We start from the raw sequence: 16,906 nt of genomic DNA, 5'->3' as shown, positions 1-16,906 counted from the left end.
AAGGAGCCGCGTTCTAGGGGCATAGCTCAATTGGCAGAGCGTCGGTCTCCAAAACCGAAGGTTGGGGGTTCGATTCCCTCTGCCCCTGCCAGATCTTCGAGGTGAATACACAAGATCGCCAAGACCGGTCTGGTCGTCCAGCAGCCCGCAGGCGGGGCCCAAAATGGCCCGATGAGCCCGGCGGGCTTTGCTGCTGATAGGCGGTCGGCCCGCTGAGTGGGGCGGCCGCGTTGTAGACAAGACAAATGACCCAAGCTCAAGTCGAAACCGTCTCCACCGGGGCTGACAAAGCCAAACTGGCTGCGGCAGCCCTGCTGGCGCTGGGCGCCGTGGCAGCCTATTACCTGTTGGGCCAGCATGACACCTGGGTGCGCGTGCTCGCGCTGCTGGGGCTGTTGCTGGTGGCCGTCGTGGTGTTCTTCGCGTCCGAGCCGGGCAAACAGCTCATCGGCTTTGGCCGAGAGTCCGTGCGCGAAGTGCGCAAAGTCGTCTGGCCCAGTCGCAAAGAGGCGCTGCAGATGACCGGCTACGTCTTCGCCTTCGTGGTGGTGATGGCGCTGTTCCTGTGGGTGACCGACAAGACGCTGGAGTGGGTCCTGTACGACCTGATCCTGGGCTGGAGGGGTTGAGGTGACTGACGTGACGAGTACCGCAAGCGAAGGCCCGGTCAAGCGCTGGTATGTGGTCCATGCCTATTCGGGCATGGAAAAGGCTGTCGAGCGCAACCTGCGTGAGCGCATCGAGCGCGCCGGCATGCAACACAAGTTTGGTCGCATCCTGGTGCCCACCGAGGAAGTGGTCGAGGTCAAGAACGGCAAGAAGGCCGTGACCGAGCGCCGCTTCTTCCCCGGCTATGTGCTGGTGGAGATGGTGATGGACGACGACACCTGGCACCTGGTCAAACACACCTCCAAGGTGACTGGTTTCGTCGGTGGCGCCAAGAACCGCCCCGTGCCCATCTCGGAAGACGAGGTCATGAAGATCGTCAACCAGATGCAAGAGGGCTTCGAGAAGCCGCGGCCCAAGGTCGAGTGGGAAGTCGGCGAGATCGTGCGCGTCAAAGAAGGCCCCTTCACCGACTTCAATGGCGCGATCGAAGAGGTCAACTACGACAAGTCCAAGGTGCGCGTGTCGGTCACCATCTTTGGTCGTGCGACGCCGGTCGAGCTCGATTTCCATCAGGTGGAAAAGGTTTGAGGCTTGGTGGGGGCCGGCTGCGTCATGAAGCAGCAAACCCGACCCGTTGCTGACGGTGACGTGACACCGTGACGAGGAGCCAGGGCGCAGCGCCGTGAGCGACCGCCCCTGGCGTTTGTACTCAACGCCGTTTGCGTGGCCGCAAGCGGTGTGAATGGAGAGATCATGGCCAAGAAGATTGTCGGCTTCATCAAGCTGCAAATTCCGGCGGGCAAGGCCAATCCTTCGCCCCCGGTGGGTCCGGCGCTCGGTCAGCGCGGCCTGAACATCATGGAGTTCTGCAAGGCGTTCAACGCCCAGACCCAGGGCATGGAGCCCGGTCTGATGCTGCCGGTGGTGATCACCGCGTTTGCAGACAAGTCCTTCACCTTCGTCATCAAGACCCCGCCGGCGACCGTGCTGATCAAGAAGGCGCTCAAGCTGGACAAGGGTTCCAGCCGTCCGCATGTCGAGAAGGTGGGCAAGATCACCCGCGCCCAGCTCGAGGAGATCGCCAAGACCAAGCTGAAGGACCTGACGGCGGCGGACCTCGAGGCCGCGGTCAAGACCATTGCTGGTTCGGCCCGTTCCATGGGCGTGACGGTGGAAGGAGTCTGAACATGGCCAAGCTCACGAAGCGTCAAAAGGCCCTGCAGGGCAAAGTTGACAGCTCCAAGCTGTATCCGATCGACGAGGCGCTGCGGATCGTCAAGGAATGCGCCACCGCCAAGTTCGACGAATCCATCGACGTGGCCGTGCAACTGGGTGTGGATGCCAAGAAGTCCGACCAGGTGGTGCGTGGCGCCGTCGTGCTGCCCAATGGCACCGGCAAGACCAAGCGCGTGGCCGTCTTCGCACAAGGGGCCAAGGCCGAAGAGGCCAAGGCTGCCGGGGCCGACGTGGTCGGCATGGAAGACCTGGCCGAACAGATCAAGGCCGGCAACATCAACTTCGATGTCGTGATTGCCTCGCCGGACGCGATGCGGGTGGTCGGTACCCTGGGTCAAATCCTGGGTCCGCGCGGCCTGATGCCCAACCCGAAGGTGGGCACCGTGACGCCCGACGTGGCCACCGCGGTGAAGAACGCCAAGGCAGGTCAGGTGCAATTCCGTGTCGACAAGGCTGGCATCGTGCACGGCACGATTGGGCGTCGCTCGTTCGACACCGACAAGCTCAAGGACAACCTGGCCGCGTTGCTGGAGGCCCTGAACAAGGCCAAGCCGGCGTCCAGCAAAGGCGTCTACCTGCGCAAAGTGGCGGTGTCTTCGACGATGGGCGTGGGCGTGCGCGTGGATGCTTCGTCGATTCCCACGGCGTCGAATGCGTGAGGTGTGAATGAGGGTGCTGTGTCTGAGGTCAGGCGCAGCACCGACACATTGGTGGGCTGCCCGCGTCGTTGGACGGGGGTGGGCTATCAAAGACCGTTGGTGCAGCCCGCGAGGGCCGCTTAATCGAGGCCAGGGCCGATGAAGGCCGCAGCCGAAGCCAACGCAGATGGCGGTCCCGCTGAACGGATGTGGGACGGGTTCGCAAGAAGCCGTCCGGTTTCCTGAATGCAGGTCGCTTGAACCCGGGTACATCCGTGGCGACACGGATGCGTGAAGTGAGGAGCAGACCTTGAGTCTCAATCGCAACGAGAAAGCAACCGTCGTGGCGGAAGTGGCGGCCCAAGCGGCCAAGTCACAGACGCTGGCGCTGGCCGAGTATCGCGGCCTCACCGTCGCCCAGATGGATGCGCTGCGCAAGCAGGCGCGCGAAAAAGGCGTGTACCTTCACGTGCTGAAGAACACCCTTGCGCGCCGGGCCGTGGCTGGCACGTCCTTCGAGGTGATCGGTGACCACATGGTCGGTCCGCTGATCTACGGTTTTTCGGAAGACGCCGTGGCGGCGGCCAAGATCCTGGCCGACTTTGCCAAAGGCAACGACAAGCTGGTCCTGAAGGCCGGTGCGTACAACGGCAAGGCGCTGGACAGCGAGGGCATCAAGGCCCTGGCGGCCATTCCGAGCAAGGAAGTCCTGTTGTCGCAGCTGGCCGGCTTGCTCAAGTCGCCCATCGCGCGCACCGCGCGTGTCCTGGCGGCCCTGGCCGAAAAGCGCAGCGAAGCTGCAGCCGCCTGACGTCCCCCTCTGCAACCTTTTTCAAGATTTAGGAAACCTATCATGGCATTCGACAAAGACGCTTTCCTGGCCGCCCTGGACACCATGTCCGTCATGGAACTCAATGACCTGGTGAAGGCCATCGAAGAGAAGTTTGGTGTGTCCGCTGCCGCCATGGCGGCTCCGGCGGCCGCTGGTGGCGGTGCTGCTGCGGCTGCGGCCGAAGAAAAGACCGAATTCACCGTGGTGCTGGCCGATGCCGGCTCGAACAAGGTGGCGGTCATCAAGGCCGTGCGCGAAATCACCGGCTTGGGCCTGAAGGAAGCCAAGGACCTGGTGGACGGTGCTCCGAAGCCCGTCAAGGAAGGCATTTCCAAGGCCGATGCCGAAGCGGCCAAGAAGAAGCTGGAAGAAGCCGGCGCCAAGGTCGAGCTCAAGTAATCGGGCGCGACCGCAGGGGCTGGGTGCTGGCAAGGCCCCCAGCCTTTGCGCTTTCCGGGGAAGGCCCCGGAGAGCACCTGCAAAGGGGTCGAACGGCCAAGAGGCCGGCCCCTTTCCAAGTGTTCTCTGATCCGACTGCAGGAGCACGGCTTTGGTCGAGCCTCGGTGCAATGCCGGGGTTGTCCGCCAGCGGCTGGTAGTGGCCAGCCACCAAGCTTCAGACGCAAGGTCTGAAAAGCCAGTCGCCGAACGAAACGCCGTCTACGGCCGGACGGTAGTCTTCGACACGGAGTGTTTATGGCGCAAGCAAAATCCTACAGCTACACCGAGCGCAAGCGCATTCGCAAAAGCTTCGGCAAACGCGAAAGCGTGCTCGATGTCCCTTACCTCCTCAAGATGCAGAAGGACTCCTACGTGGCCTTCTTGCAAAAGGACGTTCCGCCTGCGCAGCGCAAGCCCGAGGGGCTGCAGGCGGCTTTCCTGTCCACGTTCCCGATCGTGTCGCACAACGGGTTCGTGGAGATGAAGTTCATCGAGTACAACATCGCCAAGCCTCCGTTCGACGTGCGTGAATGCCAGCAGCGGGGTCTGACCTACGCGGCGGCCGTGCGCGCGAAGTTGCAGATGATCATCTACGACCGCGAGAGCCCGCAGGCCAAGACGGTCAAGGAGATCAAGGAGCAAGAGGTCTACATGGGCGAAGTGCCGCTCATGACGGACTATGGCTCCTTCATCGTCAACGGCACCGAGCGCGTGATCGTCTCCCAGCTGCACCGCTCGCCGGGCGTGTTCTTCGAGCACGACAAGGGCAAGACGCACAGCTCGGGCAAGCTGCTGTTTTCCGCGCGCATCATTCCCTACCGAGGCTCCTGGCTGGACTTCGAGTTCGACCCGAAGGACATCCTGTACTTCCGTGTCGACCGTCGCCGCAAGATGCCGGTCACCATCCTGCTCAAGGCCATTGGCTTGACGCCCGAGCAGATCCTGGCGCACTTCTTCGTGTTCGACAACTTCCGTCTGATGGAGTCGGGCGCGCAGATGGAATTCGTGGCCGAGCGCCTCAAGGGTGAGGTGGCGCGCTTCGACATCACCGACAAGGCGGGCAATGTCATCGTCGAGAAGGACAAGCGCATCACGGCGCGTCACACCCGGCTGCTGGAGCAATCGGGCACGCAGTTCATCACCGTGCCCGAGGACTTCCTCATCGGTCGCGTGCTAGCCAAGAACCAGATCGACCCCGAAACGGGCGAGATCATCGCCAAGGCCAACGACGAACTGACCGAAACGCTGCTGAAGAAGCTGCGTGCTGCAGGCATCAAGGACATCCAATGCCTGTACACCAATGAGCTGGACCAAGGGCCCTACATCAGCCAGACCCTGGCCATCGATGAAACCGCCGACGAGCTGGCCGCGCGGGTGGCGATCTATCGCATGATGCGCCCTGGCGAGCCGCCGACGGAAGACGCCGTCCAGGCCCTGTTCAACCGCCTGTTCTACAACCCCGACACCTACGACCTGTCGCGCGTGGGCCGCATGAAGTTCAACGCCCGCGTGGGCCGCGACTCGCCCGAAGGTTCGATGACGCTGTCCAACGAGGACATCCTCGACGTGGTGAAGATCCTGGTGGATCTGCGCAACGGCCGCGGCGAAGTCGACGACATCGACCACCTGGGCAACCGCCGTGTGCGCTGCGTGGGTGAGTTGGCCGAGAACCAGTTCCGCTCCGGCTTGGCCCGCATCGAAAAGGCGGTCAAAGAGCGTCTGGGTCAAGCCGAGACCGAATCCTTGATGCCGCATGACCTGATCAACTCCAAGCCGATCTCCGCGGCGCTGAAGGAGTTCTTCGGGGCCAGCCAGCTCAGCCAGTTCATGGACCAGACCAACCCGCTGTCCGAGATCACGCACAAGCGTCGGGTCTCGGCGCTGGGTCCGGGCGGGTTGACCCGCGAGCGAGCCGGCTTCGAGGTGCGCGACGTGCATCCGACGCACTATGGCCGCGTCTGCCCGATCGAAACGCCCGAAGGCCCGAACATCGGCCTGATCAACTCGCTGGCGCTGTATGCTCGGCTGAACGAGTACGGCTTCCTGGAGACGCCGTATCGGCGTGTCGTCGATGGCAAGGTCACCAACGAGATCGAATACCTGTCGGCCATTCAGGAAGGCAAGTACGTCATTGCCCAGGCCAACGCCACCCTGGACAAGGATGGCCGGCTGATCGACGAGCTGGTCAGCGCGCGTGAAAAGGGCGAGTCGGTGCTGGTCAGCCCCGAGCGTGTCCAGTACATGGACGTGGCCCCGGCGCAGATCGTCTCGGTGGCGGCTTCGCTGGTGCCTTTCCTGGAGCACGACGACGCCAACCGTGCGCTGATGGGCGCCAACATGCAGCGTCAAGCCGTGCCGGTGCTGCGTCCCGAAAAAGCCTTCGTGGGCACCGGGGTCGAGCGGGTCGCTGCCAAGGACTCCGGCACGGTGGTGGCTGCCCGCCGCGGTGGCGTGGTCGATTATGTCGACACCAACCGCATCGTGATCCGCGTCAATGACGAGGAGACGGTTGCGGGCGAAGTGGGTGTGGACATCTACAACCTCATCAAGTACCAGCGTTCCAACCAGAACACCAACATCCATCAGCGCCCCATCGTGCGTCGCGGCGATCGGGTGCAAGCCGGCGACATCATTGCCGATGGTGCCTCCACCGACCTCGGCGAACTGGCCCTGGGCCAAAACATGCTCGTGGCCTTCATGCCGTGGAACGGCTACAACTTCGAGGACTCCATCCTCATCAGCGAGCGTGTCGTGGCCGATGATCGCTACACCTCGATCCACATCGAGGAACTGGTGGTCATGGCCCGCGACACCAAGCTCGGTCCCGAGGAAATCACGCGGGACATTCCCAATTTGTCCGAGCACCAGCTCTCACGCCTGGACGAATCCGGCATCGTCTACATCGGCGCCGAAGTGCAAGCCGGCGATGTGCTGGTTGGCAAGGTCACGCCCAAGGGCGAGACCACGCTGACGCCGGAGGAAAAGCTGCTGCGCGCGATCTTCGGTGAGAAGGCCTCCGACGTGAAAGACACCTCGCTGCGCGTGGACCAGGGCACCTCCGGCACCGTCATCGACGTGCAGGTCTTCACCCGCGAGGGCATCCAACGCGACAAGCGGGCGCAGCAGATCATCGACGACGAACTCAAGCGCTTCCGCCTGGACCTCAACGACCAGCTGCGCATCGTCGAGGCCGACGCCTTCGACCGCATCGAGAAGCTGCTGGTGGGTCGCGTGGCCAACGGTGGTCCGAAGAAGCTGGCCAAGGGCACGACGATCACCAAAGAGTACCTCGCCGAGGTCGAGAAGTACCATTGGTTCGACATTCGTCCGGCCGAAGAAGACGTGGCCAACCAGCTCGAGTCGATCAAGAACTCGCTCGAACAAACCCGCCACAGTTTCGACCTGGCCTTCGAAGAAAAGCGCAAGAAGCTCACGCAGGGCGACGAGCTGCCGGCCGGCGTGCTCAAGATGGTCAAGGTGTATCTGGCCGTCAAGCGTCGGCTGCAGCCTGGCGACAAGATGGCCGGCCGCCACGGGAACAAAGGTGTGGTCTCCAAGATCGTCCCGGTCGAAGACATGCCGTACATGGCCGATGGCACGCCGGTGGACATCGTGCTCAACCCGCTGGGGGTGCCCTCGCGCATGAACGTGGGGCAGGTGCTCGAAGTTCACCTGGGCTGGGCCGCCAAAGGCATTGGTCAGCGCATCGGTGACATGTTGCAGCGCGAAGCCCGTGTGGCCGAGCTGCGGCAGTTCCTCGACGAGCTGTACAACAAGTCGGGCGGCCGCACCGAGGATCTGAGCCAACTGAGCGACGAGGAGCTCCTCGAGATGGCGCGCAACCTGTCTCAAGGCGTGCCGTTTGCGACGCCTGTCTTCGACGGCGCGACCGAAGACGAGATCCGTGCCATGCTGCAGCTGGCCTATCCGGACGACATTGCCGCCAAGAAGGGGCTGACGGCCGCGCGCACGCAGGCCACCCTCTATGACGGCCGCACCGGCGACGCCTTCGAGCGTCCGGTCACCGTGGGCTACATGCACGTGCTCAAGCTGCACCACCTGGTGGACGACAAGATGCACGCCCGCTCCACCGGCCCGTACAGCCTGGTCACTCAGCAGCCGCTGGGTGGTAAGGCGCAGTTCGGCGGCCAGCGCTTCGGTGAGATGGAAGTCTGGGCTTTGGAAGCCTACGGTGCGTCTTACGTGCTGCAGGAGATGCTGACCGTCAAGTCCGACGACGTGAACGGCCGCACCAAGGTCTACGAAAACATCGTCAAGGGTGAACACGCGATCGACGCCGGCATGCCCGAGTCCTTCAACGTGCTCGTCAAGGAAATTCGTTCGCTGGGTATCGATATCGAGCTCGAGCGCAACTAAAGAAGGAATAGGAGAACCTCATGAAAGGTTTGCTGGACCTGTTCAAGCAGTTCACGCCCGACGAACACTTCGATGCGATTCGCATCGGGTTGGCCTCGCCCGAGAAGATCCGCTCGTGGTCCTTCGGTGAAGTGAAGAAGCCCGAGACCATCAACTACCGCACCTTCAAGCCCGAGCGTGACGGCCTGTTCTGCGCCAAGATCTTCGGCCCGATCAAGGACTATGAGTGCTTGTGCGGCAAGTACAAGCGCTTGAAGCACCGCGGCGTGATCTGCGAGAAGTGCGGTGTCGAAGTGACCCAGACCAAGGTGCGCCGCGAGCGCATGGGCCACATCGAGCTGGCCGCCCCCTGCGCGCACATCTGGTTCCTCAAGAGCCTGCCGTCGCGGCTGGGTTTGGTGCTGGACATGACGCTGCGCGACATCGAGCGCGTGCTGTACTTCGAAGCCTATGTGGTGGTCGACCCCGGCATGACGCCGCTGAAGAAGTACAGCATCATGTCCGAGGACGATTACGAGGCCAAGCGCAAGGAGTACGGCGACGAATTCGTCGCGATGATGGGCGCCGAGGGCATCAAGAAGCTGCTCGAGGACATGGACCTGGATGTCGAGATCGAAAAGATCCGCAACGACATGACGGGCTCCGAGCTCAAGATCAAGAAGAACGCCAAGCGCCTGAAGGTGCTCGAAGCGTTCAAGAAGTCGGGCATCAAGCCGCAATGGATGATCATGGAGGTGCTGCCGGTGCTGCCGCCGGACCTGCGCCCATTGGTCCCGCTCGATGGCGGCCGCTTCGCGACCTCGGACCTCAACGACCTGTACCGCCGCGTCATCAACCGCAACAACCGTCTGGCGCGTCTGCTCGAACTCAAGGCGCCCGAGATCATCGTGCGCAACGAAAAGCGCATGCTGCAAGAGGCGGTGGATTCCTTGCTGGACAACGGTCGCCGCGGCAAGGCCATGACCGGCGCGAACAAGCGTGCGCTGAAGTCGCTGGCCGACATGATCAAGGGCAAGGGGGGGCGCTTCCGGCAGAACCTGCTGGGCAAGCGCGTCGACTACTCTGGCCGCTCGGTGATCACCGTGGGTCCCACGCTCAAGCTGCATCAGTGCGGCTTGCCCAAGCTGATGGCCCTGGAGCTGTTCAAGCCTTTCATCTTCAGCAAGCTGGAGGCGATGGGCATTGCCTCCACGATCAAGGCTGCCAAGAAGGAAGTCGAGGCCGGCACGCCGGTGGTGTGGGACATTCTCGAGGAGGTCATCAAAGAGCACCCCGTCCTGCTCAACCGTGCTCCCACGCTGCACCGTTTGGGGATCCAGGCCTTCGAGCCGGTGCTGATCGAGGGCAAGGCGATCCAGCTGCACCCGCTGGTGTGTGCGGCCTTCAACGCCGACTTCGACGGCGACCAGATGGCCGTGCACGTGCCGTTGTCCATCGAGGCGCAGATGGAGGCTCGCGTGTTGATGCTGGCCTCCAACAACGTGCTGTTCCCGGCCAACGGCGAGCCGTCCATCGTGCCGTCCCAGGACGTGGTGCTCGGGCTGTATTACGCCACTCGTGAGCGCATCAACGGCAAGGGCGAGGGCATGGTGTTCAGCGACGTGTCCGAGGTGCAGCGCGCACTGGACAACGGGGCGGTGGAGCTGACCGCCCGCATCAGCGTGCGCCTGACCGACTACGTCAAAGACCCGGCCACTGGTGAGATGGTGCCCGAGACCAAGCTCGTGGAAACCACGGTGGGTCGTGCGCTGCTGTCGGAGATCCTGCCCAAGGGGCTGCCGTTCTCCACCATCAACAAGGCGCTGAAGAAGAAAGAAATCTCCAAGCTGATCAACGCCTCCTTCCGCCGCTGCGGCTTGAAGGAGACGGTGGTCTTTGCCGACAAGCTGCTGCAGGCGGGCTTCCGGCTGGCTACGCGCGCGGGCATCTCGATCGCCATCGACGACATGCTCGTGCCCAAGGAGAAGCAAGCCCTGATCGAGCGTGCCGAGAAGGAAGTCAAGGAGATCGAGCAGCAGTACATCTCCGGTCTGGTGACCGCCGGCGAGCGCTACAACAAGGTGGTGGACATTTGGGGCAAGACCGGCGACGAGGTCGGCAAGGTCATGATGGCCCAGCTCTCCAAGGAGAAGGTCGTCGATCGCCACGGCAATGTCGTGGAGCAGGAGTCCTTCAACTCCATCTACATGATGGCCGACTCCGGCGCTCGCGGCTCGGCGGCTCAGATCCGCCAATTGGCGGGCATGCGCGGCCTGATGGCCAAGCCCGATGGCTCCATCATCGAGACGCCCATCACGGCCAACTTCCGTGAAGGGCTCAACGTGCTGCAGTACTTCAACTCCACGCACGGCGCCCGCAAAGGCTTGGCCGACACCGCACTCAAGACGGCCAACTCCGGCTATCTGACCCGTCGCCTGGTGGACGTGACCCAAGACCTGGTCGTGACCGAAGAGGACTGCGGCACCACCCATGGCATTGCGATGCGCGCTTTGGTCGAAGGTGGTGAAGTGATCGAGTCGCTGCGCGACCGCATTCTCGGCCGCATTCCGGCGCATGACGTGCTCCATCCCGAGACCCAGGAAGTGCTGGTCAAGGCCGGCGAGATGCTGGACGAAGACGCGATGGACCTGCTCGAAGCCGCGGGCGTCGACGAGGTCAAGGTGCGTACGCCGCTGACCTGCAACACGCGCTACGGCTTGTGCGCGAAGTGCTACGGCCGCGACCTGGGCCGCGGCGGTTTGGTCAACGTCGGCGAAGCCGTGGGCGTGATCGCTGCGCAGTCCATCGGCGAGCCCGGCACCCAGCTGACGATGCGCACCTTCCACATCGGTGGGGCGGCTACCCGTGCGGCCGTGGCTTCCAGCGTGGAGGCCAAGTCCGACGGTATCGTCGGCTTCAATGCGACCATGCGCTACGTGACCAACAGCAAGGGCGAACTGGTGGTGATCGCACGTTCGGGCGAGATCGTCATCTCCGACCCGCATGGGCGTGAACGTGAGCGCCACAAGGTGCCCTATGGGGCCACCTTGCATGTCAAGGCCGACCAAGCCATCAAAGCGGGCACCGTGCTGGCCAACTGGGATCCGCTGACCCGTCCGATCATCACCGAGTTTGCCGGCCGGGTGAAGTTCGAGAACCTCGAAGAAGGCGTGACCGTGGCCAAGCAGGTCGATGAGGTCACTGGCTTGTCCACGCTCGTCGTGATCGACCCGAAACGCCGGGGTGCCGCCAAGGTGGTGCGTCCGCAAGTCAAGCTGGTCGACGCCAACGGCAACGAAGTGAAGATCCCCGGGACCGATCACTCGGTGACCATCGGCTTCCCGGTGGGGGCATTGATCCAGGTGCGCGATGGCCAGGAACTTGCCCCCGGTGAGGTGCTGGCGCGCATCCCGGTGGAAGGCCAGAAGACCCGCGATATCACCGGCGGTCTGCCGCGCGTGGCCGAACTGTTCGAAGCCCGCTCGCCCAAAGACAAGGGCACACTGGCCGAAGTCACCGGCACGGTGTCCTTCGGCAAGGAGACCAAAGGCAAGGTGCGTCTGCAGATCACCGACCCGGACGGCAACGTCTGGGAAGAACTCGTGCCCAAGGAGAAGAACATCCTCGTGCACGAAGGTCAAGTGGTCAACCGCGGCGAACTCATCGTCGATGGCGCGGCCGACCCGCAAGACATCCTGCGCCTGTTGGGCATCGAGGAGCTGGCTCGCTACATCGTCGACGAAGTGCAGGACGTCTACCGCCTGCAGGGCGTGAAGATCAACGATAAGCACATCGAGGTGATCGTTCGCCAGATGCTGCGTCGTGTGCAGATCGTCAATCCGGGCGACAGCCACTACATCGCCGGCGAGCAAGTCGAGCGCTCCGAGCTGCTCGACACCAACGACAAGCTCGTGGCCGAAGGCAAGATGCCTGCGACCTACAGCGACGTGCTGCTGGGCATCACCAAGGCCTCGCTGTCGACGGACTCCTTCATCTCGGCCGCGTCCTTCCAGGAAACCACCCGCGTGCTCACCGAGGCGGCCATCATGGGCAAGCGCGACGAGCTGCGCGGTCTGAAGGAAAACGTCATCGTCGGTCGCCTGATTCCCGCCGGCACCGGCCTGGCTTACCACCAGGCCCGCAAGGCCAAGGAGGAGATGGACGAGCAAGAACGTCGAGCCATTGCCATGCAGGAAGCCCAGGAAATGGCGGCCCTGCAATTGGCTCGGATCGACGCAGACGGCGAGGAAGGCACGCCACAGGAATGACCCCGTCCAGGGTCGTTGCCTCACCCAGGCGGCTTCGGCCGCCTTTTTTCATGCCCGCTCGGCACCGGCTTGTACCCCCGTCGTCACCACGGCCCACTATCATCGATCGCACGCAGGAGACCATCATGAGACCGCTGTGCCTAGCCCTGATCGCCCACGATGGCAAGAAAAACGACATGATCCGCCTGGCCCAGGAGTTCCGCGACTTTCTGGGCCGCTGCCATCTGATTGCCACCGGCACCACCGGATCACGGCTGCAGGCGCAGGTGGGGCTGGACGTGGAGTGTCTGCTCAGCGGCCCGCTGGGGGGCGATCTGCAAATCGGTGCCCGGCTGGCGGTGGAGGCGGTCGATGCGGTCATCTTCTTGCGCGACCCGATGACCCCCCAACCCCACGAACCGGACATCAACGCCTTGGTGCGTGCTTGCGACGTGCACGACGTGCCCTGCGCCACCAACATGGCCAGCGCCCGCCTGATGCTGCGTCAATTGGCGGCGCAGGCGTCCTGAGCCGTGGCCTCCAGCCGCCAGCCGCCTGGCGTCGACACCTGCACTCCCAGACGCGCCGCGCGCCGGGCCAGCGCCAGCAAAGCCCGGTCCTTGCTCAGCAACCAACGTGCGCCTTCGGCCACGGCAAGATCGATGAAGACCTGATCGTCGGGGTCGGCGCAGCGCAGCGCGCAGGGTGGGGGTTCCGGCCGCAGCCGGGCGTATCGATCCCAGGCGTCCGCGGCCGAAGGCACCAGGCCGCGGCGGCGTACCGCCTCATAAGTCAGTACCCGCTGCCATTCCGTGCGCATCCTGTCCGTCACCACCCATTCCACGGCCCCGCGGGCAATGGCCGCGCTCCAGGTGCGGGCGAGCGGGTCGTCGAACACCAACCAGTCGAGCAGCACATTGGTGTCGAGCACGATGCGCAAGGGAGTCGTCACGGGCGAGGGGCCAATGGCGGGGTCCGTGGGAGCATACCCTGACAGAGCCAAGGCTGTCCCACCATGGCTTGCATGGCCAACGGGCTTGAGCCTACAATAACAGGCTTTTCGGCAGATTCTGCTGCGCTCTTTGCTGGGCGGCTTTGGCGGAACCCTGGGTGGCTTGCGTGCTCACATGGCCTTCGGAAGCATTCCGGGGTGGGTGAGGCGGCGAGCCTAGGGGCGACCACCGGCCATGCTTGTTCAGGGGGGTTCGGCACTCCTGTCGGAATCCATCCGAAACGTAACTTCAAACGGGAACAAGTTACTATGCCCACCATCAACCAGCTCGTGCGCCACGGCCGCAAGGCCAGCGTCACGAAGTCCAAGTCGCCTGCGCTGGAAAACTGCCCGCAGCGACGCGGCGTGTGCACTCGCGTGTACACCACCACCCCCAAAAAGCCGAACTCTGCGCTGCGCAAGGTCGCCAAGGTTCGCCTGACGAACGGCTTTGAAGTCATTTCCTACATTGGCGGTGAGGGCCACAACCTGCAAGAGCACAGCGTGGTGCTCGTGCGTGGCGGCCGCGTGAAGGATTTGCCGGGGGTGCGCTATCACATCGTGCGTGGTTCGCTCGATCTGCAGGGCGTCAAGGATCGTAAGCAGGCGCGTTCCAAGTACGGTGCCAAGCGTCCGAAGAAAGCTTGATCAAAGAGTTGTCGTGGTCGGGCCGTCAGGTCGGGCCGAGATTGTTGCGGCAAGCTGCGGTTTGCCGAGTAAGTGGGTGCCTAGGATGGGTGCCTTCGGTGCGGGCAACGCTCCGCGCCAGCTGAAGCAGAAAAGGAAGTCATCATGCCTCGTCGTCGCGAAGTCCCCAAGCGCGAAGTCCTGCCTGATCCCAAGTTCGGCAGTGTCGATCTGTCCAAGTTCATGAATGTCATCATGGAGTCGGGCAAGAAGGCCGTGGCCGAACGCATCATCTATGGTGCGCTCGAGCAAGTCGAGAAGAAGTCCGGCAAGGACCCGCTGGAGGTGTTCATGACCGCGCTGAACAACGTCAAGCCCGTGGTCGAGGTCAAGTCTCGTCGGGTCGGCGGTGCGAACTACCAGGTTCCCGTGGAAGTTCGTCCCGTGCGCCGGATGGCCTTGGCCATGCGCTGGATCAAGGAGTCGGCTCGCAAGCGCAGCGAAAAGTCCATGGCTCAGCGTCTGGCCAACGAGCTGCTCGAGGCGGCCGAAGGCCGTGGCGGTGCCATGAAGAAGCGTGACGAGGTTCACCGCATGGCCGAAGCCAACAAGGCCTTCTCGCACTTCCGCTTCTAAGAAACCGCCAACCTGCCAGCGGCTGCCCCGGCTGTCCACGAGACGCGCGGGGCGGCCTTTGTATTTGGAGTGACATCATGCCCCGCAAGACCCCGATCGAGCGCTACCGGAACATCGGTATCTCAGCGCACATCGACGCCGGTAAAACCACCACCACCGAGCGCATCCTGTACTACACGGGTGTGAATCACAAGATCGGTGAGGTGCACGACGGCGCCGCCACCATGGACTGGATGGAGCAAGAGCAGGAGCGGGGAATCACCATCACCTCCGCGGCCACCACCTGTTTTTGGCGTGGCATGGATTTGTCCTTCCCCGAGCACCGCTTCAACATCATCGACACCCCGGGCCACGTGGACTTCACCATCGAGGTGGAGCGTTCGATGCGCGTGCTCGACGGCGCCTGCATGGTGTACTGCGCCGTGGGTGGCGTGCAGCCGCAGTCGGAAACCGTCTGGCGACAGGCCAACAAGTACAAGGTGCCTCGCCTGGCGTTCGTCAACAAGATGGACCGCACTGGCGCGAACTTCTTCAAGGTCTATGAACAAATGAAGACGCGCCTGAAGGCCAATCCCGTGCCCATCGTCGTGCCCATCGGCGCCGAGGAGAACTTCAAGGGCGTGGTGGACCTGTTCAAGATGAAGGCCATCATCTGGGACGATGCGACCCAGGGCATGAAGTTCACCTACGAAGACATCCCGGCCGATCTGGTGGAGACCTGCCAGAAATGGCGTGAAAACATGATCGAGGCGGCGGCCGAGGCCAGCGAAGAGCTGATGAACAAATACCTCGAGACCGGTGAGCTCAGCGAAGCCGAGATCAAGCAAGGCTTGCGCCAGCGCACCATCGCCACCGAGATCCAGCCCATGCTGTGTGGCTCGGCCTTCAAGAACAAAGGCGTGCAGCGCATGCTCGATGCGGTGATCGAGTTCCTGCCCTCGCCGGTGGACATTCCTCCGGTGGTGGGCACGGACGAGCATGACCGTGAAGTCACTCGCAAGGCCGACGACAACGAGAAATTCGCCGCGCTGGCGTTCAAGCTGATGACCGACCCGTATGTCGGTCAGTTGACCTTCGTGCGGGTGTATTCGGGCGTGCTCAAGTCGGGGGACACCGTGTACAACCCTGTCAAGGGCAAAAAGGAGCGCATCGGTCGTATCCTGCAGATGCACGCCAACCAGCGCGAGGAGATCAAGGAGATCTTGGCCGGCGACATCGCTGCCTGCGTGGGCCTGAAGGAAGTGACCACCGGTGAGACCCTGTGCGATCCGGAGGCCATCATCACGCTGGAGAAGATGGTCTTCCCCGAGCCGGTGATCCGGCAGGCGGTGGAGCCCAAGTCCAAAGCCGACCAGGAGAAGATGGGCATCGCCTTGCAGCGTTTGGCCTCCGAGGACCCGTCGTTCCGTGTCTCGACCGATGAAGAGTCCGGCCAGACCATCATCGCCGGCATGGGCGAGCTGCACCTGGAGATCATCGTCGACCGTATGAAGCGCGAGTTTGGCGTCGAGGCCAATGTCGGCAAGCCGCAAGTGGCCTACCGCGAAACCATTCGCAAGGCGGTCTCCGACGTCGAAGGCAAGTTCGTGCGGCAGTCTGGCGGTAAGGGTCAGTACGGCCATGTCGTCTTCACGGTCGAACCCAACGAGCCGGGCAAGGGCTTCGAGTTCATCGATGCCATCAAAGGCGGGGTGGTGCCGCGTGAATACATCCCGGCGGTGCAAAAGGGGGTGGAAGAAGCCCTGACGGCTGGCGTGTTGGCCGGCTACCCGGTGGTGGATGTCAAAGTCACTCTGACCTTCGGCTCGTATCACGAGGTGGACTCCAGCGAAAACGCCTTCAAGATGGCGGCTTCGATCGGCTTCAAAGAGGCTTGCCGCCGGGCCAACCCGGTGATCCTCGAGCCGATGATGGCCGTGGAAGTCGAGACGCCGGAGGAATATGCCGGCAACGTGATGGGCGACTTGTCGTCTCGTCGCGGCATGGTGCAGGGCATGGACGACATGCCTGGCGGTGGCAAGATCATCAAGGCGGAGGTGCCGCTGTCCGAGATGTTCGGCTACTCGACCACGCTGCGCTCGATGTCGCAAGGTCGCGCCACCTACACCATGGAGTTCAAGCATTACGCCGAAGCGCCCAAGAACGTGGCCGACGCCATCATCAGCGCTCGCGCGAAGTAAACCCCAGACGGTCTTCGGCGCCCTGCACGACAGGGTTGGCCTGCTGCCCGTGGCAGGTCAGTGCCGGAGACCTTAAACCGACACGGGCTTTGTTCTTTCCCTGGAGACCGACA

The 16,906-nt window shown here is 63.1% G+C and carries 13 protein-coding genes and 1 tRNA gene; 13 read left to right on the top strand and 1 reads right to left on the bottom strand.

The features are described 5' to 3' along the window. Positions 1 to 15: 15 nt before the first annotated feature. The 10 genes from CTA01S_RS15100 (at position 16) to CTA01S_RS15055 (ending at position 12,889) form a co-directional block, all read left to right on the top strand. Positions 16 to 91 (top strand) — tRNA-Trp (locus CTA01S_RS15100). Positions 92 to 245: 154 nt separating this feature from the next. Next, complete coding sequence (gene secE, locus CTA01S_RS15095; RefSeq protein WP_062196716.1) at positions 246 to 629, top strand: preprotein translocase subunit SecE; 384 nt, start codon at positions 246 to 248, stop codon at positions 627 to 629. A 10-nt stretch (positions 630 to 639) separates the two neighbouring features. After that, the gene (nusG, locus tag CTA01S_RS15090) at positions 640 to 1,197 is read left to right on the top strand and encodes a transcription termination/antitermination protein NusG (RefSeq protein WP_019562167.1); all 558 of its coding nucleotides are present in this window, start codon (positions 640 to 642) and stop codon (positions 1,195 to 1,197) included. Positions 1,198 to 1,362: 165 nt separating this feature from the next. Then, entirely contained in the window at positions 1,363 to 1,794 is a 432-nt protein-coding gene (gene rplK / locus CTA01S_RS15085; protein WP_019562166.1) for a 50S ribosomal protein L11, read from the top strand. Between the two features lie 2 nt (positions 1,795 to 1,796). Next, the gene (gene rplA, locus CTA01S_RS15080; RefSeq protein ID WP_019562165.1) at positions 1,797 to 2,504 is read left to right on the top strand and encodes a 50S ribosomal protein L1; all 708 of its coding nucleotides are present in this window, start codon (positions 1,797 to 1,799) and stop codon (positions 2,502 to 2,504) included. Positions 2,505 to 2,793: 289 nt separating this feature from the next. Beyond that, positions 2,794 to 3,294 (top strand): 50S ribosomal protein L10, encoded by a 501-nt coding sequence (gene rplJ, locus CTA01S_RS15075; protein ID WP_062196715.1) that lies wholly within the window; start codon positions 2,794 to 2,796, stop codon positions 3,292 to 3,294. A 42-nt stretch (positions 3,295 to 3,336) separates the two neighbouring features. After that, positions 3,337 to 3,714 carry a 50S ribosomal protein L7/L12 gene (gene rplL / locus CTA01S_RS15070; RefSeq protein WP_019562163.1) on the top strand — a complete coding sequence of 126 codons (378 nt, stop codon included), beginning with the start codon at positions 3,337 to 3,339 and terminating at the stop codon, positions 3,712 to 3,714. Between the two features lie 297 nt (positions 3,715 to 4,011). Next, positions 4,012 to 8,133: a DNA-directed RNA polymerase subunit beta gene (gene rpoB, locus CTA01S_RS15065; RefSeq protein WP_019562162.1), complete on the top strand. Its 4,122-nt coding sequence runs from the start codon at positions 4,012 to 4,014 to the stop codon at positions 8,131 to 8,133. 20 nt (positions 8,134 to 8,153) lie between these two features. Next, a complete protein-coding gene (rpoC, locus tag CTA01S_RS15060) occupies positions 8,154 to 12,380 on the top strand; it encodes a DNA-directed RNA polymerase subunit beta' (RefSeq protein ID WP_019562161.1) in 4,227 nt (1,408 codons plus the stop codon). 125 nt (positions 12,381 to 12,505) lie between these two features. Continuing rightward, positions 12,506 to 12,889, top strand: a complete 384-nt coding sequence (locus tag CTA01S_RS15055) for a methylglyoxal synthase (protein WP_019562160.1) — start codon at positions 12,506 to 12,508, stop codon at positions 12,887 to 12,889. Here the strand turns inward: CTA01S_RS15055 and CTA01S_RS15050 are convergent. Further along, positions 12,865 to 13,311, bottom strand: coding sequence for a PIN domain-containing protein (locus CTA01S_RS15050; protein WP_232301092.1), 447 nt, complete (start codon positions 13,309 to 13,311; stop codon positions 12,865 to 12,867). The genes CTA01S_RS15055 and CTA01S_RS15050 overlap by 25 nt on opposite strands. Positions 13,312 to 13,620: 309 nt before the next feature. On the opposite strand from CTA01S_RS15050, the gene rpsL reads away from it, so the two are divergent. The 3 genes from rpsL to fusA all read left to right on the top strand — a co-directional run bounded on the left by rpsL (position 13,621) and on the right by fusA (position 16,793). Continuing rightward, a complete protein-coding gene (gene rpsL / locus CTA01S_RS15045; RefSeq protein WP_019562158.1) occupies positions 13,621 to 13,998 on the top strand; it encodes a 30S ribosomal protein S12 in 378 nt (125 codons plus the stop codon). Between the two features lie 144 nt (positions 13,999 to 14,142). Further along, the gene (gene rpsG / locus CTA01S_RS15040; protein ID WP_019562157.1) at positions 14,143 to 14,613 is read left to right on the top strand and encodes a 30S ribosomal protein S7; all 471 of its coding nucleotides are present in this window, start codon (positions 14,143 to 14,145) and stop codon (positions 14,611 to 14,613) included. Between the two features lie 77 nt (positions 14,614 to 14,690). Further along, on the top strand, positions 14,691 to 16,793 hold the full coding sequence (gene fusA / locus CTA01S_RS15035; protein WP_019562156.1) for an elongation factor G: 2,103 nt from the start codon (positions 14,691 to 14,693) through the stop codon (positions 16,791 to 16,793). The last annotated feature ends 113 nt before the right edge of the window (positions 16,794 to 16,906 follow it).

Source organism: Caldimonas taiwanensis NBRC 104434 (genome assembly GCF_001592165.1).
Lineage (GTDB): Bacteria > Pseudomonadota > Gammaproteobacteria > Burkholderiales > Burkholderiaceae_C > Caldimonas > Caldimonas manganoxidans.
The sequence above is the reverse complement of the archived record's forward strand: the minus strand, read 5'-3'. Positions and strand labels throughout refer to the sequence as shown.

Coding starts and splice junctions, on each gene's coding strand:
- secE (WP_062196716.1), top strand. CDS start 246: ATGACCCAAGCTCAAGTCGAAACCGTCTCCACCGGGGCTGACAAAGCC.
- rplK (WP_019562166.1), top strand. CDS start 1,363: ATGGCCAAGAAGATTGTCGGCTTCATCAAGCTGCAAATTCCGGCGGGC.
- rplA (WP_019562165.1), top strand. CDS start 1,797: ATGGCCAAGCTCACGAAGCGTCAAAAGGCCCTGCAGGGCAAAGTTGAC.
- rplL (WP_019562163.1), top strand. CDS start 3,337: ATGGCATTCGACAAAGACGCTTTCCTGGCCGCCCTGGACACCATGTCC.
- rpoB (WP_019562162.1), top strand. CDS start 4,012: ATGGCGCAAGCAAAATCCTACAGCTACACCGAGCGCAAGCGCATTCGC.
- rpoC (WP_019562161.1), top strand. CDS start 8,154: ATGAAAGGTTTGCTGGACCTGTTCAAGCAGTTCACGCCCGACGAACAC.
- CTA01S_RS15055 (WP_019562160.1), top strand. CDS start 12,506: ATGAGACCGCTGTGCCTAGCCCTGATCGCCCACGATGGCAAGAAAAAC.
- rpsL (WP_019562158.1), top strand. CDS start 13,621: ATGCCCACCATCAACCAGCTCGTGCGCCACGGCCGCAAGGCCAGCGTC.
- rpsG (WP_019562157.1), top strand. CDS start 14,143: ATGCCTCGTCGTCGCGAAGTCCCCAAGCGCGAAGTCCTGCCTGATCCC.
- fusA (WP_019562156.1), top strand. CDS start 14,691: ATGCCCCGCAAGACCCCGATCGAGCGCTACCGGAACATCGGTATCTCA.